This is a genomic window from Rhodococcus sp. NPDC060090, assembly GCF_042729855.1.
Taxonomy (GTDB): domain Bacteria; phylum Actinomycetota; class Actinomycetes; order Mycobacteriales; family Mycobacteriaceae; genus Rhodococcus.
The window spans coordinates 255376-280290 of the sequence record NZ_JBHWXB010000003.1 but is presented as its reverse complement, the minus strand read 5'-3'; the positions used below and the strand labels follow the sequence as shown (position 1 = coordinate 280290).

At 63.2% G+C, this 24915-nt stretch carries 25 protein-coding genes and 1 pseudogene; 13 read left to right on the top strand and 13 right to left on the bottom strand.

Annotation, left to right across the window (positions count from 1 at the left end; translation table 11 throughout):
* Both rpmG and rpmB read right to left on the bottom strand, forming a co-directional pair.
* Positions 1–165, bottom strand: coding sequence for a 50S ribosomal protein L33 (gene rpmG, locus ACFWCF_RS05955; protein ID WP_378558387.1), 165 nt, complete (start codon positions 163–165; stop codon positions 1–3).
* Positions 166–402, bottom strand: a complete 237-nt coding sequence (gene rpmB, locus ACFWCF_RS05950) for a 50S ribosomal protein L28 (RefSeq protein ID WP_378558384.1) — start codon at positions 400–402, stop codon at positions 166–168.
* Between the two features lie 106 nt (positions 403–508).
* Between rpmB and mrf the strand changes: the two genes are divergently transcribed.
* The 4 genes from mrf (at position 509) to ACFWCF_RS05930 (ending at position 2549) form a co-directional block, all read left to right on the top strand.
* Positions 509–1723 (top strand): ribosome hibernation factor-recruiting GTPase MRF, encoded by a 1215-nt coding sequence (gene mrf, locus ACFWCF_RS05945; RefSeq protein ID WP_378558381.1) that lies wholly within the window; start codon positions 509–511, stop codon positions 1721–1723.
* Positions 1720–1971, top strand: coding sequence for a type B 50S ribosomal protein L31 (locus tag ACFWCF_RS05940; RefSeq protein ID WP_378558378.1), 252 nt, complete (start codon positions 1720–1722; stop codon positions 1969–1971). Before mrf ends, ACFWCF_RS05940 begins: the two co-directional genes overlap by 4 nt.
* 24 nt (positions 1972–1995) lie before the next feature.
* Positions 1996–2169 carry a 50S ribosomal protein L32 gene (gene rpmF / locus ACFWCF_RS05935; RefSeq protein ID WP_378558375.1) on the top strand — a complete coding sequence of 58 codons (174 nt, stop codon included), beginning with the start codon at positions 1996–1998 and terminating at the stop codon, positions 2167–2169.
* A 173-nt stretch (positions 2170–2342) separates the two neighbouring features.
* Entirely contained in the window at positions 2343–2549 is a 207-nt protein-coding gene (locus ACFWCF_RS05930) for a zinc-ribbon domain-containing protein (protein WP_378558372.1), read from the top strand.
* Between the two features lie 86 nt (positions 2550–2635).
* Here ACFWCF_RS05930 and ACFWCF_RS05925 read toward each other — a convergent pair whose 3' ends face one another.
* Positions 2636–3208, bottom strand: a complete 573-nt coding sequence (locus ACFWCF_RS05925; protein ID WP_378558369.1) for a peroxidase-related enzyme — start codon at positions 3206–3208, stop codon at positions 2636–2638.
* A 388-nt stretch (positions 3209–3596) separates the two neighbouring features.
* Here ACFWCF_RS05925 and ACFWCF_RS05920 point away from each other — a divergent pair.
* Positions 3597–3851, top strand: a pseudogene (locus ACFWCF_RS05920) (hypothetical protein); the annotation flags it as partial.
* A 328-nt stretch (positions 3852–4179) separates the two neighbouring features.
* Here ACFWCF_RS05920 and ACFWCF_RS05915 read toward each other — a convergent pair.
* Complete coding sequence (locus tag ACFWCF_RS05915) at positions 4180–5418, bottom strand: Glu/Leu/Phe/Val dehydrogenase dimerization domain-containing protein (RefSeq protein ID WP_378558366.1); 1239 nt, start codon at positions 5416–5418, stop codon at positions 4180–4182.
* Between the two features lie 150 nt (positions 5419–5568).
* On the opposite strand from ACFWCF_RS05915, the gene ACFWCF_RS05910 reads away from it, so the two are divergent.
* Positions 5569–6525, top strand: coding sequence for a LysR substrate-binding domain-containing protein (locus ACFWCF_RS05910; RefSeq protein WP_378558363.1), 957 nt, complete (start codon positions 5569–5571; stop codon positions 6523–6525).
* Between the two features lie 27 nt (positions 6526–6552).
* On the opposite strand, the gene ACFWCF_RS05905 is transcribed toward ACFWCF_RS05910, so the two are convergent.
* Positions 6553–6792: a hypothetical protein gene (locus ACFWCF_RS05905; protein WP_378558360.1), complete on the bottom strand. Its 240-nt coding sequence runs from the start codon at positions 6790–6792 to the stop codon at positions 6553–6555.
* Positions 6792–8333: an ABC transporter substrate-binding protein gene (locus ACFWCF_RS05900; RefSeq protein ID WP_378558358.1), complete on the bottom strand. Its 1542-nt coding sequence runs from the start codon at positions 8331–8333 to the stop codon at positions 6792–6794. The genes ACFWCF_RS05905 and ACFWCF_RS05900 overlap by 1 nt, the downstream gene beginning before the upstream one ends.
* Before the next feature lie 186 nt (positions 8334–8519).
* Between ACFWCF_RS05900 and ACFWCF_RS05895 the strand changes: the two genes are divergently transcribed.
* Positions 8520–10109, top strand: coding sequence for an acyl-CoA synthetase (locus ACFWCF_RS05895; protein ID WP_378558356.1), 1590 nt, complete (start codon positions 8520–8522; stop codon positions 10107–10109).
* Between the two features lie 4 nt (positions 10110–10113).
* On the opposite strand, the gene ACFWCF_RS05890 is transcribed toward ACFWCF_RS05895, so the two are convergent.
* Entirely contained in the window at positions 10114–11613 is a 1500-nt protein-coding gene (locus tag ACFWCF_RS05890) for a YdiU family protein (protein WP_378558354.1), read from the bottom strand.
* An 84-nt stretch (positions 11614–11697) separates the two neighbouring features.
* Here ACFWCF_RS05890 and ACFWCF_RS05885 point away from each other — a divergent pair, with 84 nt between their 5' ends.
* The 5 genes from ACFWCF_RS05885 to ACFWCF_RS05865 all read left to right on the top strand — a co-directional run bounded on the left by ACFWCF_RS05885 (position 11698) and on the right by ACFWCF_RS05865 (position 18299).
* The gene (locus ACFWCF_RS05885) at positions 11698–12042 is read left to right on the top strand and encodes a hypothetical protein (protein ID WP_378558352.1); all 345 of its coding nucleotides are present in this window, start codon (positions 11698–11700) and stop codon (positions 12040–12042) included.
* Positions 12039–14321: a hypothetical protein gene (locus ACFWCF_RS05880; protein ID WP_378558349.1), complete on the top strand. Its 2283-nt coding sequence runs from the start codon at positions 12039–12041 to the stop codon at positions 14319–14321. Before ACFWCF_RS05885 ends, ACFWCF_RS05880 begins: the two co-directional genes overlap by 4 nt.
* Complete coding sequence (locus ACFWCF_RS05875; protein WP_378558346.1) at positions 14314–15102, top strand: hypothetical protein; 789 nt, start codon at positions 14314–14316, stop codon at positions 15100–15102. The genes ACFWCF_RS05880 and ACFWCF_RS05875 overlap by 8 nt, the downstream gene beginning before the upstream one ends.
* Positions 15103–15193: 91 nt before the next feature.
* Positions 15194–17449, top strand: a complete 2256-nt coding sequence (locus ACFWCF_RS05870) for a hypothetical protein (protein ID WP_378558343.1) — start codon at positions 15194–15196, stop codon at positions 17447–17449.
* A gap of 277 nt (positions 17450–17726) precedes the next feature.
* Positions 17727–18299, top strand: coding sequence for a hypothetical protein (locus tag ACFWCF_RS05865; RefSeq protein WP_378558340.1), 573 nt, complete (start codon positions 17727–17729; stop codon positions 18297–18299).
* Positions 18300–18380: 81 nt separating this feature from the next.
* On the opposite strand, the gene ACFWCF_RS05860 is transcribed toward ACFWCF_RS05865, so the two are convergent.
* The 3 genes from ACFWCF_RS05860 to ACFWCF_RS05850 all read right to left on the bottom strand — a co-directional run bounded on the left by ACFWCF_RS05860 (position 18381) and on the right by ACFWCF_RS05850 (position 22691).
* Positions 18381–18821: a VOC family protein gene (locus ACFWCF_RS05860; RefSeq protein WP_378558337.1), complete on the bottom strand. Its 441-nt coding sequence runs from the start codon at positions 18819–18821 to the stop codon at positions 18381–18383.
* Between the two features lie 129 nt (positions 18822–18950).
* Complete coding sequence (locus tag ACFWCF_RS05855; protein WP_378558668.1) at positions 18951–21029, bottom strand: DEAD/DEAH box helicase; 2079 nt, start codon at positions 21027–21029, stop codon at positions 18951–18953.
* 285 nt (positions 21030–21314) lie between these two features.
* The gene (locus ACFWCF_RS05850; protein WP_378558334.1) at positions 21315–22691 is read right to left on the bottom strand and encodes an IS1380 family transposase; all 1377 of its coding nucleotides are present in this window, start codon (positions 22689–22691) and stop codon (positions 21315–21317) included.
* Between the two features lie 513 nt (positions 22692–23204).
* Between ACFWCF_RS05850 and ACFWCF_RS05845 the strand changes: the two genes are divergently transcribed.
* Positions 23205–23582, top strand: coding sequence for a plasmid mobilization protein (locus ACFWCF_RS05845; RefSeq protein WP_378558331.1), 378 nt, complete (start codon positions 23205–23207; stop codon positions 23580–23582).
* Between the two features lie 123 nt (positions 23583–23705).
* Here the strand turns inward: ACFWCF_RS05845 and ACFWCF_RS05840 are convergent, their stop codons facing one another.
* The 3 genes from ACFWCF_RS05840 to ACFWCF_RS05830 all read right to left on the bottom strand — a co-directional run bounded on the left by ACFWCF_RS05840 (position 23706) and on the right by ACFWCF_RS05830 (position 24801).
* Positions 23706–23936 carry a DUF86 domain-containing protein gene (locus tag ACFWCF_RS05840; RefSeq protein ID WP_378558328.1) on the bottom strand — a complete coding sequence of 77 codons (231 nt, stop codon included), beginning with the start codon at positions 23934–23936 and terminating at the stop codon, positions 23706–23708.
* 91 nt (positions 23937–24027) lie between these two features.
* Complete coding sequence (locus ACFWCF_RS05835) at positions 24028–24354, bottom strand: nucleotidyltransferase family protein (RefSeq protein WP_378558325.1); 327 nt, start codon at positions 24352–24354, stop codon at positions 24028–24030.
* Positions 24355–24474: 120 nt separating this feature from the next.
* Entirely contained in the window at positions 24475–24801 is a 327-nt protein-coding gene (locus tag ACFWCF_RS05830; RefSeq protein WP_378558322.1) for a nucleotidyltransferase family protein, read from the bottom strand.
* Between the last annotated feature and the right edge of the window lie 114 nt (positions 24802–24915).

Genomic DNA, 24915 nt, shown 5'->3' with positions numbered 1-24915 from the left:
CTATTTATCCTCGCGAAACTCGGTGTGCCGGCGCAACACCGGGTCGTACTTGCGCAGCACGAGACGATCGGGATCGTTGCGTCGGTTCTTGCGGGTGACATACGTGAACCCGGTTCCGGCGGTCGAGCGCAGCTTCACGATCGGGCGGATCTCGTTACGGGCCATTTACAGTTTCTCCCCTCGGGCGCGCAGCCGGGCAACCACGGCGTCGATCCCGTCACGGTCGATGGTTTTGATGCCCTTCGCTGAGACGGTCAAGGTGATCCGCCTTCTCTCGGAGGGCACGAAATAGGTTTTGCGCTGGATGTTCGGATCCCAGCGTCGGTTGGTGCGGACATGCGAATGGGATACGGATTTTCCGAATCCTGGAACGCGTCCGGTGACTTGGCAGTGTGCCGACACGATGCCCTCTCCGTCGCCTCGTTAACGACAATCATTTTCGACAAGGAACGATCAGGACTGTACGCTCAGGGCAACGTAAATGACAATCATTATCGAAAGGGGCAGGGTGAACCTCCGGACACCACTGATCCTCGTCGCCGGGTGGCGCGGACCGATCGAACAGACCGCGCACGCCCTCCTACGGCCCGGGACGATCCTCGTGCGCTACAACTTGACGGAGGTCTACGAAGGCATCGTGCGACGCACAATGACCACGACCGACGACGAACGTGACGAGATACTCGAACTCGCCCACGGCTGCGTCTCCTGCACACTGAACCAAGACCTACTCCCGCTGTTGCGTCGCCTCCACGACCGCAGCAACGTCGACCGCATCGTCCTACTGCTCGACCCACTTTTCGAGCCCGAAGCACTGTGCTGGGCAATCGAACACGTGATGGTCACCGGCATCGTCGGCCGGATCGACGCCCCCGCCTCCCGCGACGTGCGGATCGAGGGCACCATCACCTGCGTCGACGCCGCAACCTGGCTCGACGATGCCACCGGTGACGAGGAACTCGACGACGAGCGCACGCTCGCGCAGGTCGTCGTCGGGCAGGTCGAATTCGCCGATGCCCTGGTCGTCTGTCCCGGGTCCGACGGATGGCAACAGGCACGGCTGCATGCTGTGCTGTCCCGGCTCGCACCGGATGCGCCCGTAATCTGGGGCGAACCCGGCGACATCGAAGGCCTGCTACGACGTATTCCACCGACCGCTCGGCGCGGCACGATCTCCGATGCGCACTCACCGCTCCTGCGCGGCCAACCGCCGCTCGACGAGGACTGCGGAGTGCACCTGCTCGAATACACCGCCCGTCGCCCATTTCATCCCGAACGCCTACACGAGGCGATCGACGCTCTGCTCGACGGCGTGGTCCGCTCTCGCGGCCGCGCCTGGGTGGCGACACAACCCGACAATGCGTTACTGCTCGAATCCGCCGGCGGTGGTCTGCGCGTCGCCCACGCGGGGCCGTGGCTTACCTCGATGGAGCCCGAACAGCTCCGGGACGTGAGCAGCGAACGGCAAGCCCTTGCCGCGTTGCGGTGGGACGAGAGGTTCGGCGACCGCGACACCTCGCTGGCGATCCTCACCCACGACACCGAACCCGACTCGATCCGCGCCGCCCTGGACCGGGCGCTGCTCACCGATGCCGAACTAGCGAAGCCCCACCTGTGGACGAGCTGGAACGACCCGTTCGGCAACTACCACGAAGACCCCTGTGAGCCGTCTGCTCTCAGCCAACCGGAAACCTCACGGACAGAAGAAGAAAGACGACGATGAAACCAGCCATCCACCCCGAGTACCACCCCGTGGTGTTCCAGGACGCCAACACCGGAACCGCTTTCCTCACCCGCTCGACGGCCCGGTCCGACCGCACGATCGCCTGGTCCGACGGCAACACCTATCCCTTGATCGTGGCGGACGTGACCAGCGAATCCCACCCGTTCTGGACCGGGACCGCCAGAACATTGGATGTGGCCGGACGTGTCGAAAAATTCGAACGCAAGTACGGCCGTCGCCGCCCCTGATCGTTCTCTCGAAAGGATCCAGCCATGGCAGTTCCCAAACGCCGCATGTCACGCTCCAACACCCGCTCCCGGCGCTCCCAGTGGACGGCGGGCGTCCCTGCTCTCGTTCCCGTGACTGTCGACGGCGTCACCCATCGCGTTCCGCGACGGCTGGTGAAAGCGGTCCGCACTGGAGTTCTCGATCCCCGCATCCTTTGATGGCATATGAGAGACGGGTCCGGGCGGGCTTCCCGTCATACCGAAAGGCACGAGCGCCCCCACTGCGGCGGGTCCGTCGTGAACCGCGTCTGGTCCCTGGCTCGGAAGCCCGGCGAGGAACGGATGCCCATCGCAGCCAGGAGTGTCAGCACGCGGGGACGTTCTATGCTGGCGTGGTGTTCCTTCTGTTCGGATACGGCACCAAGCGGCAACACCTCGGCTCAGGGCATGTCCGAACGTGTCCGCGCTGTCACAACACCACACAGTGGGTACGATTGCGCGAGTTCAAGCAGTTCACGTTGTTCTTCATTCCGGTCGCTCGCTGGAAGCGCCGACAGCTGGAGGAATGCGGCATCTGCGGCGCCATCATCGAAGGCTGAGAGGATCATTGCGGCGGCGTGCCCCCGGTGACGTCGCCGCCCTCACCGGTTCGAAACAACAGGACTTCACGCCGATATTGCTTGTTTCATGCCCGAGGTTGACGTCCCATCGTGTAGAACTCGATGTTGGGCATCATGCCGGTCACGCTCGCCATGCGATTGCTCAATCCGAAGAAGCCTGTGATTGCGGTGATGTCCCACGCGTCCTCGTCGGTGAACCCATGTGCATGCAGTGCCGCGAAGTCGTCATCGCAGATCTCGTGCGACCGCGTGTTGACCTTGCTCGCGAAATCGAGCATCACCCGCTGCCGGGACGTGATGTCGGCGACGCGGTAGTTGACAGCCACCTGATCAGCGACAGTCGTCTTCTTCTCGTAGATTCGGAGGATCGCACCGTGCGCGACGACGCAGTACAGACACTTGTTCTCCGCCGAGATGGTGGTCACGATCATTTCGCGATCGCCCTTCGTCAATCCTGACTCCTCACGAAGCATGATCGCGTCGTGATAGGCGAAGAATGCTCGCCATTCAGCGGGTCGACGCGCGAAGGCCAGAAACACGTTCGGGACGAAACCCGACTTGTCCTGCACTTCAAGGATGCGTTCGACGATGTCCTCGGGCAGGTCCGCCAGATCGGGTAGGGGGTAACGTTCGCTCACCCCTGTAAGTTAGGGGCAATTAACCGAGTTGTCCAGAGCTCATGCTCGTCGTGCGCCGATCTTCTGTAGCGACTCCGACCGTGCAAGCTGCGCGCAACTCTTGTGGAGGTCCATGAAATTCGCGTGCCTCGGTGATGCCCCGCGCGCAATACTGTCCCGTTCACATAAACAACGACGAAGGACTGAGATGTCTGTAGTGATCGAGCAAGCCGACGGTAGCCGCATTCACGGACCGGGAAAGTTGTCGGCCGAACGTCTTCAACACGAGCTGGCGTTGCGTCGGCGGGCACATCGAATCCCAGGACGGCGCAACCACGACGGAAAGGGTGGTCGTCGTCAGCAACGTCGCGCGTCCGCGTCGTCATGGTGACGGAGAGGCCCCTACCTCGTGAACTTTCCTCCCGCCGTGTGGGTTTCCCCACGAACACGACCCACGGAAACCCACACAACCGGCGGAAAGCTCGGATTCGGCTCGGCAATCGAAAGCCGCTTCCGCTACGGTGTCCATGAAGCCGGACGTCGGTTCTCAGGCCACCACGTTGCACATCCCGAGCGTTACGTCGCAGGCGGACTCCCCCAATTGCCCTTCGACGACGAAGCGTTCGACTTGGTGGTCAGCTCTCACTTGTTGTTCAGCTACGCAGACCGGCTCGACCTGTCGTTCCACCACGACGCAGTGCGTGAACTCATGAGGGTGGCCGCGACCGAGGTGCGCCTCTTCCCTCTCGTAACTATGGACCAGACCGGTACCCGCATCTCGACACCCTGCGACAGGGTCTGGCCGACGACGGGATCACCACTGATATTCGTAGCGTCGACTACGAGTTCCAAGCCGGTGCCAACGCGGTGCTCGTGTGCACTCGGCGCTCCGAACAGCGATGACGGTAACTACAGAGGCACAAGCTTTCCTCGCGTCGCGCGGGTTTCCGTGGGTCGTGTTCGTGAGGAAACCCGCACGCCGGGAGGAACGTCTACGGGATCACCAGCACCGGCACCGCAACGGGGTCCACCAGAGCCGACGCGTTGTGGTGCGCCGCGACCAACTCCCCCGCGGTCTGTCGCGGCGGTACACGGTCGAGTAGCCATCGCTCGACCAGCAGCGCGACCTTGGCCAGCATCTCGGTACGCAACCGCAGGAATGAATCCTCCGGATCGTCGCCGACCTGACCGAGCAGCACCCACCATGCCCAGGCGACTGCCCCGGCGTTGGCCACGAAATCCGGAACCACCGGAATACCCCGCCCGATCAGCGACGCCTCGGCATCCGGGGTCGTCGCAGCATTTGCGGCCTCGACGACGACTCGAGCGGCGACCTGGTCGACGTTGTCCGACGTGATCGCATACGAGATCGCGGCGGGGACGAGAATATCTGCGGCTACACCGATTACAGCTGCGCGCGGCAACTGCTCAACATGTGCCGGAACACGGGTGCGGTCGATCTCGCCGTAGCCGTCGCGCAGATCGAGCAGAGTCGGAATATCGAGTCCGTCCGCGCAGTACAGCGTGCCCGCGGCATCGGCGACAGCGATCACGCGAACGCCGACTTCGTGCAGATACCAGGCTGCACCACCTCCCATGGTGCCGATGCCCTGAATCGCTACGGTCGTGTCGGCCGGCACCCACTCGTGCGCGTGCATCGTGCCGATGCAGGCCTGTGCAACTCCGTACCCGCCGACCACGTCACCGAGCAGAAAGCCGCCGCTCACCGGTGCATTGAGTGCGGTCCGGACGCGCTGCAGTGTGCGTTCCGGATTCTCCGAGCGTCCTATTGCGGCATGGTACGACTGCTGGAGTCCGAGCCGCGCAAAGACGTCATCGATCAGATGCTGCGGCACTCCCAGGTCCTCCGCGGTCACCCAATGAGTGTCCAACCACGGACGCATTGCATGACAGAACCGCTCCAGAACACCGATCGCTCGGGGATCCTTCGGGTCGAAGTCGATGCCACCTTTCGCACCGCCCACCGGCAGGTCGAACACCGCAGTCTTCGCTGCCATCCCCCGAGCCAGATCCTCGACCTCCGACACCGTGCAGCCCGCCCGCATCCGGGTGCCGCCGGTGGAAAGCCCGGAGACCGACGTGTGCACGACGAGGTATCCGTGTGCTCCGGTGATCGGATCGGTCCAGGTCATCCGAAGAAGAGGCTCACGGGGGCCTTGCTCTGCATTGTCCGGGCCTTGGCCGAACGCGCGCTCCATCGTCGAGGTCATAGTGAGCCACCCCAATCATCCGCAGTAGAATTTCGTCGCCACGAGTAATCGGCTGACAACGCCAGCGTGCAGGTGGATGCGGTCCGGCGTCCAGTTACGAAACTTGAATGATTGCGTTCACGGTTCCTACACAGCCCTTACCCTGGCGATATGGAGCTGTCTCTGCGCCGGTTGCGGATGCTTCGCGAGTTGCATCGCCGAGGCACCGTGACCGCTGCTGCCGCGGCTTTGCATTACACCACCTCGGCCGTGTCCCAACAACTCGCTCTGCTCGAACGTGACGTCGGTGCAACTCTTTTCGTCCGGCATGGTCGCCGGGTGCAGCTCACCGACGTCGGCCTCGTCCTCGCTGAGCACGCCGAGGAGATCCTCCGATCGGTCGAGCGCGCGACGACCGCTCTCGAACGAACACAGGACGGGGTCACCGCACGTTTGATCGGTGGTGTGTGGGCGTCGGTCGCATCGAGCCTGCTGCCGAGGGCACTGACGTTGCTTGCTGCCGAGTATCCGGGCATCGAGGTCCGCACGAAGGAACTCGCGCCGGAGGACACCGCGGGTGCCGTCCAGGTCGGCACGCTGGATTTCTCGTTCGTGATCGACTACTCCAACTATCCGATGCCGTGGGATCCGGAGCTGAGCCGGGTGGTCATCGCGGTGGAACGATTACACGCAGTGATGCCTCCCGGTTCGGAACCTGCGAACACCACGTCCTTGGCAGATCTCGCCGAGTATCCGTGGGTGCTGGCCGGACCCAACTCACATTTCGGCCGGGCGGTGCGTTCGGCCTGTCAACATTCCGGATTCGAACCCAGAATCAACCACGAGGTCGGTGAGCAGGCGACGGCACTCGCCATGGTCGCTGCAGGACTGGGAGTCACCCTCGTCTCCGACCTCGGGCTGACCCTGCGTCCACCGGGGATAGAAGTGGTCGCCCTGACCGACCCGCTGATGCGCACGATCTCCATCGCCCATCGCGGCGCGGACGCACAACGACGGCCGCTGCAGTTGGTGATCGACGCGGTCCGCACCGCCGCGGCCGCCCAGGGTCTCGCGGTGTCGTCGTCGCTCGATGAGCAGACGTCCATACCCGATTACTCGCCGGATTGAGATCGGCACCGCCGGTCGATTTTGCGGCTACTCGGATCCGCCGAACGCGATCGGACGATACGACAATGCCTTGTCGACGATCTGCTCTGCGGTCAGCGGCGGATCGGACCTGTCCCAGTAGATGTAGTCGCTGACACGCGGATCGGGCACCGCCGCTTCGAGCCGGTCGAGCCAGCGGTGCTCGTCCTCGTCGTCAACAGTTCCCTCGATCAGCGTTCTCACTAGTTCGATGAGCTCCGTGCGCTTCTGCTCAGAGACTCCGGACACTATCGGTTCATCCACAGCAATTCCGGCCGGAGCGACCCCATCCCGTACATCTGCACGCCGTGGACGCCCTCACCGAGTACGACCGCGGGCGCAGTGCGGATGTACCACACAGCAGGGTTCAAGTCGACGATTCGTTGCTGAGCCGTTTCGTAGGCGGCGCTGCGTTCTTCGAGTTCGGCCGCGATCCGGCCTTCGTCGATGGCTGCGTTGAGCTCCGGGTCGTCGATACCGGTGAAGTTCCCGGTCGAATCGCCGTGGAAATTGGCCCACAGTGCGGTGTCCGGGTCGAGGATCGTCGCCGATGTGATCGCGACGTCGAAATCGTAGCTGCTGAGCCGTGGCAATGCGGAGGTGAAATCCAGGACCTCCACCTGGACCTCGACGCCGTCGAACGCACTCAACTGTGCCTGGACAGCTTCCGCGACGGCCTTGTTCTCGACCGAGGTGTAAGCCAGGAAGGTGAACGACACGGACTTTCCCTCGGCGGCGAGTTCGTCGAACAACTGTTGCGCAGCGTCCGGGTCGTGCGCCGGGATCTCGATGTCCGCATAGAACGGTGAGGATTCGTCGAAGAGAGTTCGCGGAAGTTCGGCGCGGCCTTCGAAGACGACCTCGTTCAGTGTGTCGATGTCGATGGCGAGCGCGAGCGCTCGTCGGGCGCGTTCGTCGTCGAACGGTGCACGGCGGGTGTTCAGTGCCAGGAACTGCCCGCCACCGGTGGGTTCGACGATGGTGCGGAGGCCGGCGTCCTCGGCGCGACCGAGAGACGCCCAGCTTCCTTCGATGGCAAGACCGGCCTGGCCGGAGACCACGGCGTTGATGCGCTGGTTCGTGTCGCCGTTGTGGACCAGTTCGATGCCGTCCAGGTAGGGCGCCGGCTCGTATCCGGTGTTGCGTTCGAGCATGATGCGGTCCTGTCGCCGCCATTGCGTCATTGTGAACGGTCCTGCCCCGACGGGGCGTTCGTCGAATGCCTGCCGTCCGGCTTCGAGCGCGGTCGGTGAAGCGATCCAGTTGAGGCCGCTCCACACCACGGCCTGCGCGTAGTGCGGGTTGGGCGAGTCGAGTGTCACCTTCAGCGTCAGTGGATCGGTCACCTCGAGGTCGGCGATCTGTGACGACTGGATCAACGAGGGGGATCCGGAGGCCTCGTCGCGCATGCGGTCCCAGTTGTACCGGACGGCATCAGCGTCATAGGCGGTTCCGTCGGTGAAGAGGAGTCCCTCGCGCAACTCCAGTTGGAAGGTCGCACCACCGTCGGAGGTGTCGAAAGATTCGGCGAGAACGGGCGTGATCTCGAGGGTCTCAGGATCGTTGACCAGTAGAGTTCCGTACAGCGCGTTACCGATGAGACTGTTCGACACCCAGGCGTTGACGAGAGTGGCCGGGTCGAGCGAACGCGGCTCACCTCCCTGTACGACACTGACCGTCCCACCCTGGACCGGGTCGCCGACCGCTGCCTCATCGGTGCGCACTGCACCGCCGTTCCCGCAGGCCCCCACCACCATGGCCAGCGACGCGACAAGCGCTGTCAGCAGCATTGGGCGTCGAATCGTGGATCGGCGACACAAAAGGTTCAACATCTCGAGACTCCTTCATTGGAGTGACTGCGGGAGCACGGGGTTCGGCTCGGAACAGGAAAACCCGGGGTGGCCCAGGCATTGCCGAAACGATACTCTCACACGAAAGAATATTATTCTGCAGCACGTCGAACCAGGGAGGCCTTCATGACAGCAGTCGCTGCCGAACCGGTGGAGCTCGCACTGACTCCTGCCGCCCACGCACTGCGCACACCCGACGCGCCCGCGATCATCATGGGCGAAGGAGACGTCGTCACCTACCGAGAACTGGACGATCGATCCGCACGGTTCGCTACGTACCTACGCGCGCAAGGCCTCACCACCGGCGACCACATCGCCATCCTCATGGAGAATTCTCGGGCCTTTCTCGAAGTCGCGTGGGCAGCCCAACGCTCGGGCCTGTATTACACGGCGATCAATCGGCACCTGCGGGCCGCCGAGGTGCAGTACATCCTCGATGATTCCGGCTCGGCCGCCCTGATCACGACCGCATCGATGGCCGACGTCATCGACGGTATCGATCTGGCGAACATCGGCGTCCGCGTGTGTACCGTCGGCGCACTGCCCGGCTTCGACGACTACGCCTCGATCCTCGACAGCAATGAGCCGATGGCGCTCGACGAGTGCGTCGAAGGCCGCGAGATGCTGTATTCGTCGGGAACCACCGGACGCCCCAAGGGTGTCCGCAAACCTCTACCGGCCACGCCGTTCGGCGATCCCACCTCGCCGCCCGTCCAGGTCGCCAAGGGCATCGCGGCGCGAGGAATCACCGCGGGAAGCGTGTATCTTTCACCGGCACCGCTGTACCACGGCTCTCCCCTGGTGTTCTGCATGTCGGCACAGCGTCTCGGCGCCGCCGTCGTCGTGATGGAAAGCTTCGATCCGGTCCGGTGTCTCGAACTCATCGAACGGCACCGCGTCACCTACGCGCAATTCGTGCCGACCATGTTCGTGCGGATGCTCAAGCTGTCCGCGGAGGAGCGAGCGGCATACGATCTGTCGTCACTCGAGGAAGTCACGCACGGTGCGGCACCGTGTCCGGTGTCGGTGAAGTACCGGATGATCGAATGGATAGGCCCGATTATCCACGAATATTATTCGGGCACCGAGGATGTCGGAGCAACACAGATCTCGTCTGCAGAGTGGCTCGCGCACCCCGGCTCCGTCGGCAAACCCATGCAGGCATGCCACATCGTCGGCGAGAACGGGGAGGAATTACCCGCCGGTGACATCGGTGTCGTGTACTTCGACGGCGGGCGCCCCTTCGAATACCACAACGATCCCGAGAAAACCGCGGGAGTCACTCACCCGAAAGGGTGGCGCACACTCGGCGACATGGGATACGTCGACGACGAGGGATATCTCTATCTCACCGACCGGCAGGCCCTGATGATCATCTCCGGTGGGGTGAACATCTACCCACAGGAGACCGAGGACGTGCTCATCGGCCATCCCGCAGTGCTCGACGTCGCTGTCATCGGCGTCCCTGACGAGGAGATGGGCGAAGCGGTGAAGGCGGTCGTGCAATTGGTAGACCCCGCTGCCGCGACCGACGCGCTCGCGGAAGAACTTCGGACCTATTGCCACCGCGAGCTCGCCACCTACAAGTGCCCACGCAGCATCGATTTCGTGGACGCACTCCCCCGCGATCCGAACGGCAAGCTGTACAAGCGGCACATTCGTGAGGAGTACTGGGAAGGACACGCCGCGGGTCGCACGCGACTCGTGCAGGGTTGACCCGTCATGTACCGCAGAATGTCCGGAAGGTGTCGTTGAATTCCCGCGGTGCAGGGGTGGTGTACTCGGCCCACTCGTCGCGACGCTCGAACGGATGCGTCACGACCTCCAACAGCTTCTGGAACGGCGCGAGATCACCGTCCGTCGCCGCGCGCAAGGCTTCGTCAACCCGATGGTTGCGCGGGATGTAGAGCGGGTTGACGCGGTCCATCGCGTCCGCCGTGTCGTGCTCGCGCCCCTCGACAGCACCGCGCCAGCGTGTCAGCCACGGACCGATATCCTCGCGTGGGACGAGGTGGTCGAGTGGTGTCGCGTGTCCACGAAGTTCGTCTGCAAGGGCCCGGAAGGTGGCTGTCCAATCGGCTGCGTGTTCGGCCATCAGCGTCAGCAGTTCGTCGACCAACGCTCGATCGACGTCGTCGCCGTTCAGACCCAGCTTGGCCGCCATGCCGTGTGAGTAGTGGTTTTCGTAGTGTTCGTCGAAGGTGCCGAGGATCGCGGTCGCTGCGGGGATCGCGGCGTTCGGATCGGAATCGAGCAGCGGTAGAAGCGCTTCGGCGAAACGCGCCAGATTCCATTTCAGGACGGTGGGCTGGTTGCCGAACGCGTAGCGGCCGCTCTGGTCGATGGAGCTGAAGACTGCGGCCGGGTCGTAGGCGTCGAGAAAGGCGCACGGACCGTAGTCGATGGTCTCCCCCGAGATCGTCGTGTTGTCGGTGTTCATCACCCCGTGCACGAAACCGGTGAGCATCCATCGCGCGACCAAGGATGCCTGCACTTCGACCACGGCCTCGAGGAACGCCAGGTATCGGTTCCCTTCGCCCTCCGCCGGTAGTTCGGTGAGCTCCGGGTAGTGACGGGCGATCGCGTAGTCGGCGAGCGTACTCAGGATTTCGCCCTGACGGACCGCGAGTTCGAAGGTCCCCACCCGGAGGTGGCTCGCTGCGACCCGTGCGAGCACGGCACCGGGTTCGACGCCGTTGCGGTGAACAGCACGACCCGTCGCCACCACCGACAGCGCGCGCGTGGTGGGGATGCCGAGGGCACTCATTGCCTCGCTCACCAGGTATTCGCGGAGCATCGGGCCGACCACCGCGAATCCGTCGCCACCCCGAGAGAATGGTGTGGGCCCCGATCCCTTGAGATGCAAGTCGACCCGTCGACCGTCAGTGTCCACGAGTTCGCCGAGAAGCAACGCTCTGCCGTCTCCGAGGAGCGGGGCGTACCCACCGAACTGGTGTCCGGCATATGCCATCGCGACCGGCTGCGATTCGGCAGGCGCCGCCGCACCGGACAGGACCGCGACCCCGTCGTCGCTCCGTAGCGTGGCGGCGTCCGACCCCAGCGACGTCGCGAGCTGCTCGTTGAGCACGAGCAGCGTCGGGTCCGGAACCTCGGCGCCCTGCCAGGCCACAGTGAGGACGCCGAGCTCGTCGACGAAGGTGCTCTCGAAACCACATACCGCCGTGTTCGTCTCTACTGGTGAATCCGGAATCGCCGCCATTCTTCGAGAGTAGCCACTGCGCGTTCCGGTTGGCTGCCGTCCGCTCCGGCTCTGCTAGTCTCCAACGCTGTCAAGGGGGGACACATGCCGAATGATGCCTTGCGAGTTGATCTTGATCGACTCACACACCTGTCGGGTCGACTCGACCAACTCGCACGAAGCGCCGAGACGCTGAAGGTCGTACCGCAGGAAGCCTGGATCGGCGCGCCTGCGACGTGCCTGTCGTCGTTGCAGGCAGTCATCAGCATTTCCACCGACCTGCTCGACACAGCATTGGTCGCTGCCGTCACCGAACGGTTCGAGGAAACCGCCGATGTCATGCGCCAGGCCGTGGTCCAGTACAGGAACGCCGATGACGACGCGGTGGAACAACTTGCCGCGACCTACCTGTCTGCCACCGGCACCTGGACCACGAGCAACGACGCGTGACACCGACAAAAACACAGGTCGAGAACTGGACTCCCGACTCGCTACTCACCTGGCGCAACGGGTGGCTGAGCCTCGGAACCAGCATCGAAGCACTCTTCGACAACTACGTCTCCCACGTCGAGAAGGTCGACGGCCAGTACTGGGAAGGTGTGGCCGCCGAAGCCGCCTTTGAGCGCGCCCACAACGACCGCACCACCGCCCGCGCCATCGTCGACACACTCGAACGGGTAGCCGACACCATCACCACCGGATACCACGCGATCAAAGGCAACCTCGACGTCGCGCGCGACGCCCTCGCCACCGCCCGAGAACACTGCTACACCATCACCGAAAAACTCGAAGTGATCGACCCCCGCACCGAACCGGACGAAGACCGCGAGGCGTTCCGGACGGGACTGCAGACCAACCTGCAGCGTTACGCCTCGCTCGCCGAACAGGCAGACCTCGACCTGACGCGCAGCCTGGACGAGGCCCGCACCAGCCTGCGACTCGCCTTCACCTCCGCAGCCGCGCTCGGAGACACTCAGGGCATGACCGACGCCGCTGCCCTCGCGGCCGGAAACCCCGACGCCCAGACCCTGCACCGCATCACCGAATCGGGAACTCTCACACCTGAACAACTCGCCGACCTGCGCGCCGGCGAACCCACATCGATTCCGGCCTCTCAGATGGAATACCTCAACACTATGTCCCGCTCCCTCGACAAGCTCAGCCCACACGAATTGCAACAGGTGATGTCGACGCTGCCGGACGATGCCCGAGCGGGTTTGGCCAACTCGTTGCAGATCATCTCGACCGACACCATCACCGTCGCAACCAGCGGCGACCCGCACGTCCCAGCACGGGGCAGCTTCGATCTCCTGCCCGAAGGCATCCGCGACTCACTGTCCCGGGAAGACCGGGTGGTCACCAGCAGCGAGATCGTCAACGGCCGAATCTACCCCCGCGCCGACCTGAACGGCATCGAAGATGCTCGCTCGATCGCTGCGATCGTCGCGGCAGGCGACAGCGAATATCGCATGGGTAGCGACATCGACCAGCACCTACTCGACGCCGGTCGCCAATACCTGGGAGCTCGAGTCGACCAAGAACAGTACGGCGATTCTGCGTACTCCTACCTTGTGGCGGACGGCGACGCAACATTCGATCCTCGAGGTGGTGAGTACTTCGAACCGATATTCGCCGCGATCTCCGACGACCGATTCGTGCTCGAAGATGCTGTCGCTGGCCCCGGCGGCGGCGACTTCGTACGTGATGTTCTGATGCACCCATGGCAGGATCCTTCGTCCGTGACACCGATGTTTGCCTTCGACGAGCTCGAAAGTATCGTCCAGGACCCGAACGATCCCATCGATGTCGAAGAAGCAACGCGCAGCGGGACAATCATGTCGGCCGTGGCGAAGTCCATGAGCACCGACGAATCGTTGGCCTCACTATTGAACATTCCCGGAACCGACCACCTATCGATCGGTGACGTCAATCCGGAGTTGGTTCGCACGGTCGCCGACAGCATGAGTCCGTACATTCCTAGGCTCGTCAACATCGGGCTGGACGACCGCCCAGGATTCGACAACGAAGGCTGGCTGGATCCGATCAGGAACGAGACCTACATTGGCTCCGCCAACGTGTTCGCGGCTCTGAACACCGACGAACTGGCAGGGAAGAGCCTCAATAGCCGTGCGCTGGAGGAGGCCACTGCCGCCGAAATCCGCTACGGCCAGAACCCCTACGAGGGTGGGGCAACAAACCACCTCACGACTGCAGGTCGTCTTCTCGGTTTGACCGATCGAGGTATAGAACTGGCCATCCAGGACCAATACAACGATGCCTCTGCTCGAGAGCAGGAGATGTACGACAGGAAAGCCGATGCATACAATGCAGTGACTTGGGTCGGCGGACACGTGATACCCGGGTCCGATCTATTCTTCGACCTTGTGTCCGCGGGCGGAAACCCACTCAAAGACATCGTAATTGGTACGCAACCCGGGGCTGCGAACATGGCCGACGTGGACGATCCGGCATTGACGAAGCACTACTATGTGTCACTGACGGATGCACCCGCATTCTCCCCGGAAATCACGTTGAGGTACCCAGACATCCTCGATGAGGGCGGCTCGATGAGGCCTTACGAAGAAATATTCGAGCCAGGAGTTTCAGACGATGATGCGGATCGTCGCGAAGGGTACTTGAGGGAAGTATTCAACCTCTACGGTCCTCAGCAAGGGCAAGGATCCGCTATCAGCAATGCCTACGGCCTGGTGAGACGAAATCATGTTTAAGAAAAGAACTTTGGGGCTGCTCTCAGTTTTCGTATTGCTGACATCCGGATGCACGAACTCACCGGATCCAGGAGAAGTCGCACCCTCCGAGCCTCCTTCCGATCCACCTCTCCCTTTCACCAATTCGTGGTCGGCGGAGCCTGACATCGATCTGTTCAGCCGCGGCGCAGAACTCGTCCGCGCATCAATCGAAGCCGGCCGTCATGCCTCGTTCTTCTCAGTAAGCCAGTCGTTCCCCGGATACAGAGAAGCGATCGGCTATCCAAACGTCAACTACAGCGAAATTGCCGACACCGCCGCCAGAGGGCGCCCACGAGGCGGATGGATCTCGGAATTGACCTACCTATATCACATTGTCGAAATCACCGAGACCGCCAACTCAATCACCGCCGAGGTCTGCGACGAACGAGTCAAAGTCGATCCGTACGCTAACGACACCCCCGTCAGACATGGATTCTCATGGATCGTGTCCCTGACAAACACCGGTGGCACCGCTGGCCTTCCAGGCATCGTAGACACCACCCCCGATGGCTCCGACCCTCGCGCCCGCCGCGTGCCCGACTGGGACGTCTTCGGACCCTGGAACATCACCCAATTACGCACCGGAGGGCGCGACGCCTCCACCGCAATCGCCAACCCCGCATGCACCGACTGGTGGCTCGAACGGCATCCCGGGTCCGAAGTGCTGGGCAACTACACCTTCTCCCCCGCTACAGAGATCCCCGGAGAACCTCTCTTACCGCAATATCCCGAGTGGATCGGCCCCTCGCAATCTCAATGACCATTCGAAACCTGTTCCCAAACCGGACCGATAACCCGTTCGCCGCGACCTACCTGTCTGCCACCGGCACCTGGACCACGAGCAGCGACGCGTGACACCGACGAAAACGCAGGTCGAGAACTGGACTCCCGGCTCGCTACTCACCTGGCGTGACGGCTGGTTGAGCCTCGGAACCAGCATCGAAGCACTCTTCGACGACTATGTCTCCCACGTCGAGAAGGTCGACGGCCAGTACTGGGAAGGTGTGGCCGCCGAAGCCGCCTTTGAGCGCGCCCACAACGACCGCACCACCGCCCGCGCCATCGTCGACACACTCGAACGGGTAGCCGACACCATCACCACCGGATACCACGCGATCAAAGGCAACCTCGACGTCGCGCGCGACGCTCTCGCCACCGCCCGAGAACACTGCTACACCATCACCGAAAAACTCGAGGTGATCGACCCCCGCACCGAACCGGACGAAGACCGCGAGGCGTTCCGGACGGGACTGCAGACCAACCTGCAGCGTTACGCCTCGCTCGCCGAACAGGCAGACCTCGACCTGACGCGCAGCCTGGACGAGGCCCGCACCAGCCTGCGACTCGCCTTCACCTCCGCAGCCGCGCTCGGAGACACTCAGGGCATGACCGACGCCGCTGCCCTCGCGGCCGGAAACCCCGACGCCCAGACCCTGCACCGCATCACCGAATCGGGAACTCTCACACCTGAACAACTCGCCGACCTGCGCGCCGGCGAACCCACATCGATTCCGGCATCCCAGATGGAATATCTGGGCACCATGGCCCGCTCTCTCGACAAGCTCAGCCCGCAGGAGCTGCAGCAGTTGATGTCGACGCTGCCGGACGATGCACGAGCGGGTTTGGCCAACTCGTTGCAGATCATCTCGACCGAGACCGTCACCGTCGCTACCAGCGGCGACCCGGACGTCCCGGCACGGGGCAGCTTCGACCTTCTCCCCGAGGGCATCCGCGACTCACTGTCGCGAGAAGACCGGGTGGTGCACGGCGTCGAGGCGTTCGGCGGCACTGCACTCAGACAGACCACCGTCCTCGGAGTCGAAGACACGCACGCCATCGCGTCAATCGTCTCTGCAGGAGACGGTGAGTACCGCAACGGCAGCGAACTCGACAGGCAACTCCTCGCTGCCGGTCGCGAGTATCTCGATGCGCACGTCACACACGATCAAGATCCTCAGGGACGAACGACCATCTTCGAGGTCGACGGTTTCACCCCGGGTGATCCGTACCTCGACCCGATATTCGCAGCGGTCTCCGACGATCGAGTCGCCGTCGAGCAGGCGGTCACAGACGCGAACGGATCCGATTTCGTCCGAGACGTCCTGACCCACTCGTGGTCCGATGAATCCGCCGTGAAGCCGATGTTCGACTTCGACGAACTCGAAGGTGCCGTCCAGGATCCCCACGATCCCGTCGATGTTGCAGAGGCAACCCGTAGCGGACAGATCATGTCGGCGGTCGCGTCGGCCATGAGCACAGATGCGGCGTGGCAGCAGATGTCGAGTAGTCCCGGCACGGACCACCACTCGATCGGTGAGGCGAATCCCGAACTGGTGCGCACTATTTCCCACAGCATGACGCCGTACATCCCGAGTCTCGTAAGCGTCGAAGTACCTGATCGACCCGGCTTCGACATCGAAGGGTGGACAGACCCCGAGGGTTCTGGAAGTTACCGCGGCTCCGCAAATGTCTTCGCCGCGTTGAGCACTGATGACGAAGCTGGGACGCACTTCCAATCACACGCCCTGAAAGAGTCCGTCGCGGCCCAGATCCGATTCGGAGAGAACCCTGATGCTCCGAATTCGAACCAGCATCTCGCCAACGCCGGTCAACTGTTGGCGTTGACCGACAAGGGTATCGAAATGTCGCTGCAGGACCGGTACGACGACGAAGCGGCCCGAGATCTAGCTGTGTACGAACAAAAGGCCAACGCCTACAACGCCGTAACGTGGCTCGGAGGTCACGTTCTCCCTGGCACTGATTTACTCTTCGATACCATTTCCGCGGGCGGAGAGCCAATGAAGGAATCAATGATCGGCCCCAAACCAGACCCAGCAGCCGAAGCGTATGTGAATCGTCCAAATTTCGAGCGTCTCAGTTACTTTTCTCTGGCAGCCTTTCAGGACTTCCCAGAAGACCTTCGAACCAAATACCACGATGTATTCGACGAGAACGGAAACATCCGCTCGTACGATGAGCTCTACTCAGCATCTGGGAACACCGCGAGTTGGTCAGCTACTGACTATCTGCTCGCCAATCTGTTGAGCGAATCGGGTAACCAGTACGGCCTTCGTCTCGCGTATGACGAAGTCAAGCCACCTAGGTGACCCACCAACAGGTCCACGCGCAACCACGCACCGCAACAGATACCAGAATTGAGGCTACATGGTCTACCGCAGTCGCATCGCGATCGCGCTCGCCCTCGCCGCACTCGTCAGTAGCTGCACCACCCAACCGAATTCACACGCTCCTGGCGACCCCGACACGCCACCGGATTTCGAACCGATTTACACAAGTTCGTGGTCCGCAGAACCCGGCATCGACCTGCTCAGCCGTGAAGCAGAACTCATCCGAGCCGCATTCGAATCCAGTTGGCAAGCAGAGATGTACTCGATCACCTACTCATTCCCCGGATACCGCGAAGCCATCGGCTACCCCCGCCCCTCCATCCAGAACATCGTCAGGGGAGCCGACTCGGGGAATACCGACTGGGACCAAGTCGACGAACACACCATCCGCTACCACATCACCGAACTAATCGAAACCCCCACCGACATCACCGCAAGCGTCTGCGACGACATCGTGTACACCGAAACCATTACCAACGACAGGATCACCCGTCACGGGATCTCATGGACCGCCTCCCTGCACAACACTGCCGACACCCCGGGCCTCCCCGGCATCGCCGACACCGACCGTGCCAACCACGACCCTCGCGCCCGTCGCACGCCCGACTGGAACGTTTTCGGCACCTGGAGAATCACTCGTCTGCTTCCACAAGGCCTCAACACGGAAAAACACGTTGCCGAACCCGCCTGCACCGCCTGGTGGCTGGCAAACCACCCAGACACGCTGGAAGTTGGCGGCAACACTACGTTCCGCGCAGCCGGAGTCGTGCCCGGAACCCCCCGCGCTCCGCAATTCCCCGAGTGGATCGGACCGGTGGGGGGTCGATGACGACGCAGACCGATCCAGTCTCATTGTCGAGTGCAGTGCGTCAGCGACGACCGGGTGACATGCGTCTTCAGTCCGGTCTGGTCAACCGACCTGCTCGAACAGCGACACGATGATTCCCTCGGGCCCACGCACGTAGGCCATCCGCACACTGTTCTCGTACTCACCGATACCACCGATGAGCCCGTACCCATCGGCTGCCACGGCGTCGAGCGCAGCCTGAAGGTCGCCGACCTCGAAAGACACGTTACGCAGTCCGATCTCGTTGGCCATCGCTGTCGGCGATCCGGGCTCGTGGTCGGGCGTGATGAAGCTCGCCAGTTCCAGCCCGGACCCTCCGTCAGGCGGCCTCAGCATCACGATCTCGCAGTGCGCACCGGGAATGCCGCATACGGTCTCGACGAACTCGCCTGCCACCGATCCGGTGCCCTCTACCTCGAGCCCAAGCCCCACGAAGAACGCTGTTGCCGAGGGAAGGTCCGCGACGGTGATGCCGACGTGGTCGAAACGGTGCACGTATGCCATGAGATCCATCTTGCATTTGAGGTCTTCGGCCCGCGGCCGTTCGCACGGTCTGGTGGCGGGACCGCCAAGAATCTACGCCCGTTCCCTGACTACCCGTGGAGCTCACGACCGCACGGCCGCGCGCAACCCCTACTCGAAGCTGCGGTAGATCGTGCGCGGTGAGTCCACCACCGCCAGGGCACCCGTACTATCACCGAGTCGCTCGGCGAGTGTGCGCTCGGCAAGCCCAGGAGGCAGCGCCGCGGAGAACTTCAGTCCCGACACCGCATTCGCAGCGACCACGGGGGTCCGCCAGGCCACCTGACCGAGTGCATCGGACACATCACCCGCCGTGACGCCGGGTAGCAGACGCAACGACTTCTCGTCGATACGTTGCCGTGGGTCGACCAGATCAGGCAACGACGCGTGGAGGGTTCGATTCGCGGCGGTTCCGGCCCAGGTCCACCAGCGTCCGGTGCCCGACGACGGCAAGGCCAGCACCGACGCGTCTGCCGCGACCGACTCGGTGTAGTTCTCGCGCAGCTCGTCGAGGGTGCTCCGCGCACGCCTGGTCAAGGTCACTCCGTCGGGGTCGTTGCCGAGCAGCACCGCCCGCATTCCCTGCGCGATCTCATAGGAGACTCCTCCCCCGAGCCCCGACCACTTCGCGCGCCCACCGGAGTCGACGGGTTCGACAAAGCACCGTCGTCGTGACCAGTCGATGTGGGTGACCTGCCAAGACCGCCCCGCGAGCAACAGCACTCGCGGCCCCTCGACCTCCTCGACGAGCAGATCGGTGCCGATGGTGCCGACCTCGTTGCGGCCTGCGAGGACCGTGAATTCGGGAGGCGCGCTGAACACCGCGGTGAGGTCGGAGAAGTAGCGGCGACCGAAACGCCGTTCGGCTTCGGGGCCGATGTGCAGGAATTCGCCGTCACGTTCGAAATAGCCTTCAGCACAGAGAAACTCCATGATTTGTCCGGCCGTATTGTCGAACACGGGCAGTGCACCCCACCACTGTTGCCACGATGCGGCTCCGATGCGGTGTTCCTGCAGGCACAACGCCATCATCTGCTGGGCGGCGATGTGTCGCGGGGATGGCGGCGGCGTGATCGGCTCGACCCACCCACGCGACCAGCGATCCAGCATTCCGAGCGCGAGGAGTTGCTGTTCGTCGTCGAGGCACAGGAACAGGCAGTTTCGGGTTGATCCGGAGCGACGGCCGGTCCGTCCGAGTCGTTGGAGGAAAGACGCGACAGTGCGGGGTGCGCCGATCTGGATCACCCGATCGAGGTCGCCGACGTCGATACCCAATTCGAGGGTGGACGTCGCGACGATCACCGTGTCGCGGGCCTCGGCGAAAGCTTCCTCGGATTGTCGACGTTCCGCCGCCGACAACGATGAGTGCGACAGAAACGTCGTCACGCCTCGCTCACGCAACGCGGCGCCGAGCTCTTCGGCGCGACGCCGCGAGTCGACAAAAACCAGCCGCTTCTCTCCCTGGTGAAGCGACGCAATGATTGTCGCGGCGTTCGGGACGGAGCCGACGTAGTCGACGGTGATGTCGGGTCGGACTACTGTCCCAGCAACGGTGGGCGCGACGACCCGCCTCGTCCGGTCGGTGAACCCGCCCTGCAGCCATGACAGCAGTTCATCCGGGTTGCCGACGGTCGCCGACAGACCGATGCGCTGAATCTCCCGACCTGCGATGCGGGACAGCCGTTCGAGGACGGCAAGCAGGTGCCAGCCGCGATCGTCTCCGGCGAACGCGTGGACCTCGTCGACGACCACCGCGCGTAGTCCCTCGAACAGCACTCGAGGGTCCACCTTCGTGGATACCAGCATCGCCTCGAGAGATTCCGGCGTCGTGAGCAGGATGTCCGGTCGATCGCGCAGGATTCGCTGCCGCGCGGATTGACCCACATCCCCGTGCCACACGGCGGCGGTGCGACCGAGCCACTGTGCGTAGCCGTGTAGGCGGGGCTGCAGGTTGTTCAACAAGGCGCGCAGTGGGCACACGTACAGCACCGAGGTGCCCTGCCAGTCGTGTTCCGCCATGGCCGACAGCAACGGGAAGGTTGCGGCTTCGGTCTTTCCACCGGCGGTCGGCGCCAGCACCAGGGCGTCGTCGCCGGCGAGGATCGGGGCGACGGCCGCAGCCTGTGTCGGCCGCAGCCCATCCCAGCGCAGGGTGTTCGCGAGGTGGTACTGGACTCCTGGGTGGAGCATGCCGAAGGCGTCGTCGGTCACAAATCGAATCCCTCGGTCGAATGATGTTCGGACACATCGTCGATCATTCGCGGTCGACCCGGACAGAGCAACTTCGCAACCAATCTCGCTAGCCTCGATCTTTCTTGAGTCCGGCGTGCCGGCCTGAGCGTCTTCGGATTGGATGTGGAGACCGTGGATCCGGTGTGCGTCCACGATCGACCACCCGACACAGTCGGGTGACGTCGAGGTCCACGGCCCCGAACTGAGTGTCCTTTCGTCTCGATAAATGAAGGTTCGTGCAGGTCACACAGGCGCAGGTAGTGCAGTGAGCCTGTTCAAGCCGGCCACGAGAACATCGACACCAGGAGCCGTCGCGGCCAGCCGCAGTCGAACACGGCGGGCATGCCGGGCGATCTTCCCGGCGATCGACAGCACCCGCAGCCGTAGCCGTTTCGGTTCCCACCGCCGCGCCGGAGTGTCGGTGAACGCGAGCATCTGCATCCACGCGGTCAGCTCGCATGCCAGTTGCACGAGCGCCAGCCAGATCCGGTTCTGATCGAACCCGTGCAACGGAAAATTCTGTAACCCGGCGACTTTCGCTGCACGGATCCGGTCCTCGCACCGAGCGCGACACCGGTGCCGCACCTCCAGATCGGGTAGTTGCCCACGGCGGGTGTTGGTCACGAACGCGGTCAGGCGCAGGCCGTCACGGTCGGTGAACCGCAACTGCGCACCCGGATGCGGACGCTCCTTCCTCACGATCACGCGCATGCCGTTCGGCCACGTCGACAGGTCGAGCAGGTCGGTGATCTCGGTGACCCAGGCGCCGTCACGGACCTGCCCGTCCGGGTCGTAGGCTGGAGTCCACGCCTGCTCAGGGACCAGATCGATTGCTTCGGCGTGGGCGTCGGTCAACCCGAATCCGACCGAATACGAGAGCCTGCGCTTGGTCAGATACTCGATCAGTTGGTGGGTGCCGCCGGCGCCGTCGATCCGGACCAGCACCTTCTTCCCGACCCGATATCCCGGATCGAACGGCAACTGCGCCAGTGCGTCCTGCACGACGGTGACGTGATCGGCGGCGGTGTTCGAACCGGCGTTGCCCGGGCGCAGCAGCATCGCGACGGGTTCACCAGTGCCGTGCTCACCATGGTCGACGAACGCACACAGTGGATGAAACCCGTAGCCGCGTTTGAAGGTCGGGGCAGCATGTTCTTTGTCCGAGTGGGCGGTGACGAGGGTGGCATCGATGTCGATGACCAGCGGTGTCTGCTCGTCGATGGCGTGATCCGGTGCCGAGGAGCCAGCGGCGGTCCAGCCGTGAGCACGAGCAGTGGCGCGGGCCCGACCGATCGCGGCCAGTGCGGTCTCGGCGTCGGCGGCCAACACACCGATCAGGCGGGAGACGGTCGGATCGGACGCCACCGCACCGAACAGTTCGGGGTGAGCGCGTAGTTGTGCGATGTCGGCGAGACAGTCCCCACCGACCGCCAGGGAGACGGCCAGATCGAGCAGGATCTTGCCGGGATCGTGGCGTGCCAACGGTTTCCGGAACCGGGCGAGCTCGGTCGTCAATGCCGCGGTGAGGCCGGTTTTCTCCGCGGTGCGCAACAACACGACGACGCCGGTTCCGGTGCCCGATGCGGACACGTGTGGGTAGGGGGACGTAGACTTGCTCACCTGAATGGTGCTCCTCGAACTGGTTGAAACTCGACCCTCAGCAAGTCGAATTATCCCAGTTCAGGGCACCATTCTTCGTCTTCGACACGGCCGCCCGACCAATCAGCACGAAAGTGCGAGGCTAGCTCCGGACCTCGACACGGACAATTCGAACGACCAGCTTACGTCGTCGGCCTCGATGGCCTTCCCTCGATAGCAGGTGCCGTAGCCGTGTTCGCCGCACTGCGCGAGGTCGTGCCCCTGCGGGGCTGGTCGGGTCGCCGAGCAGCTCGCGAGGCAAACCGCTCGTATTACAACAGGCATAAATATATTACACTGAAGGTGTGGATATCGACGACGCAGACCTCAGTCGCAGCCACCAAACACAAACTGCCTGACGAACATGTGCGAGAAGCCCTCAGTGATCCCGAGCGCATCGTGATCATCCGCGAACCAGACGGCAGCCTTGTGGTCCGCCACCGCCTACACGATCAAGCGCGGGCCTCACCTGGCTCGATACAAGGAGAAGCAGCGATGACGCACAAGAACCCGTCCCCCGAAACGCAAGCACTGATCGACCGGGTCGCTGCGGAAGCCGAAGCTCAGGGCGACGACTTCGAGGTCAACCCGAGAGCGACGACCACCCGCGGCAACCCTCGAGCGAAGGTGCTTCAGGTACGTCTGAATCCCGAGGAATACGACGCCATCGCGGCATTGGCCGACGCTGCTGGACTTCCCACGTCCACCTTCGTCCGAGCGCGCCTGCTCGACCTCCTTTCGGATCGTCCCGAGCGGCGGACCGCCCTCATGGAATCCATTGCGGCGGCCTTGGCTGCTGTCCCTGCAGAGACGTTGGACGCACTCGCCGCCGTCCGCCACAAGATTGACGACACCACCCGCAGCGCGGTGTGAAGATTCCCGTATGACGACATACATCGCGGTCGAAGTTGGGATGCGATTCGGTGACGTCGGCAAGTTTTGCGGAGGAGCAAGCGCAGCGCGATACCGAATGGAACTGCGTGCGACGCAAATCGCCTACTTTGCGCGGATCTGTTTCACCGCCACGAGAAGCGGCTCCAAGAACTCTTCGACGATCACCGATATCTCATCGAAGTCCAGTCGGAAATACTCGTGCACAACGAGATTCCTGAATCCGATGATCTTCGGCCAAGGAATTCCAGTGACACTCGCTTTGGCTCCGTCGCTGAGACGGCCGGCCGCTTCGCCGACGATTCCGAGTTGGCGTATCACAGCGTCGTAGGCCATGTTTCGCCTCGGCCCTGCTACCTCGGCCAATACTCCCGGATCGCGGCAATTACCTCGACGATGTCAGCACAGCGGGCCTCGTCACCCCTGCTCACAGATCGATCTCCTCCCGCTGAGCTACCGACGAATACTCGGGCTCGAGTACACCGCGCGCAACCACGTCGACGCGAACCCCCAACAGCGCCGACAGTTCTTCTCCGAGACCCAGCATGGACATCACTTTGTCCACACGCCGACCGGGTAGCGTCACAGCCAGGTCGACGTCACTGTGCGGGCCTGCGTCGCCGCGCGCCACCGAGCCGAAGATCTTGAGGTCGGTTGCTCCGTACTCGGCGGCGATCCGTCGAATGTCCTCAGCTGACTTCACCAACACAGCCATGATTCGTGTGCTGTCCGTGGAGCGCACTGGCGTGTTCATCGCCGAGGATCCTCTCGATCGGTTGGACACCTGTCGCCAGAGTATCGCTTGTAGAGGTGTGGGCAGATCGACCAACGCAAAACAGACCCAGCTCGGCAACGTTCACGATCATCTCGCGGCTCACACGTCGAGTATGTCGACGCGTGCGGACGCGGACACGCCCTCCCGGGCGACGCCACGTGCGACGACGTCGACTTTCAGTCCGAGGAGTTGGGAGAGCTCTTCAGTTAGTCCGAGCATGGAGACGATCTGCTCGTACTCGGGTGCGTTGATACTGACCATGAGGTCGATATCGCTTTGTGGTCCGGCGTCACCACGTGCCGCGGAACCGAACAACTTGACGTCGTAGGCACCGTACCGGTCGAGGACGGCAGCAACCTCGACGCTGCGAGTGCGGAGCACGGCGCGGAGGCGTCGACTGTCGGAGGAGAGCGTACGTTCAGTCATGCCAGATCCTTCCGGCTGATACCGGCACATCCACCATAGGTCCGAGCTGCGTGCCTGTGATCGACGAGACCGAAGATTGCCTGATATCGAGGGTTGCCCGTTCCTTGGCGCAAG

Coding starts and splice junctions, on each gene's coding strand:
- rpmG (WP_378558387.1), bottom strand. CDS start 165: ATGGCCCGTAACGAGATCCGCCCGATCGTGAAGCTGCGCTCGACCGCC.
- ACFWCF_RS05940 (WP_378558378.1), top strand. CDS start 1,720: ATGAAACCAGCCATCCACCCCGAGTACCACCCCGTGGTGTTCCAGGAC.
- rpmF (WP_378558375.1), top strand. CDS start 1,996: ATGGCAGTTCCCAAACGCCGCATGTCACGCTCCAACACCCGCTCCCGG.
- ACFWCF_RS05915 (WP_378558366.1), bottom strand. CDS start 5,418: ATGACCTCGACGATGGAGCGCGCGTTCGGCCAAGGCCCGGACAATGCA.
- ACFWCF_RS05910 (WP_378558363.1), top strand. CDS start 5,569: ATGGAGCTGTCTCTGCGCCGGTTGCGGATGCTTCGCGAGTTGCATCGC.
- ACFWCF_RS05900 (WP_378558358.1), bottom strand. CDS start 8,333: ATGCTGCTGACAGCGCTTGTCGCGTCGCTGGCCATGGTGGTGGGGGCC.
- ACFWCF_RS05895 (WP_378558356.1), top strand. CDS start 8,520: ATGACAGCAGTCGCTGCCGAACCGGTGGAGCTCGCACTGACTCCTGCC.
- ACFWCF_RS05890 (WP_378558354.1), bottom strand. CDS start 11,613: ATGGCGGCGATTCCGGATTCACCAGTAGAGACGAACACGGCGGTATGT.
- ACFWCF_RS05885 (WP_378558352.1), top strand. CDS start 11,698: ATGCCGAATGATGCCTTGCGAGTTGATCTTGATCGACTCACACACCTG.
- ACFWCF_RS05875 (WP_378558346.1), top strand. CDS start 14,314: ATGTTTAAGAAAAGAACTTTGGGGCTGCTCTCAGTTTTCGTATTGCTG.
- ACFWCF_RS05865 (WP_378558340.1), top strand. CDS start 17,727: ATGTACTCGATCACCTACTCATTCCCCGGATACCGCGAAGCCATCGGC.
- ACFWCF_RS05860 (WP_378558337.1), bottom strand. CDS start 18,821: ATGGCATACGTGCACCGTTTCGACCACGTCGGCATCACCGTCGCGGAC.
- ACFWCF_RS05855 (WP_378558668.1), bottom strand. CDS start 21,029: ATGCTCCACCCAGGAGTCCAGTACCACCTCGCGAACACCCTGCGCTGG.
- ACFWCF_RS05845 (WP_378558331.1), top strand. CDS start 23,205: ATGACGCACAAGAACCCGTCCCCCGAAACGCAAGCACTGATCGACCGG.
- ACFWCF_RS05840 (WP_378558328.1), bottom strand. CDS start 23,936: ATGGCCTACGACGCTGTGATACGCCAACTCGGAATCGTCGGCGAAGCG.
- ACFWCF_RS05835 (WP_378558325.1), bottom strand. CDS start 24,354: ATGAACACGCCAGTGCGCTCCACGGACAGCACACGAATCATGGCTGTG.
- ACFWCF_RS05830 (WP_378558322.1), bottom strand. CDS start 24,801: ATGACTGAACGTACGCTCTCCTCCGACAGTCGACGCCTCCGCGCCGTG.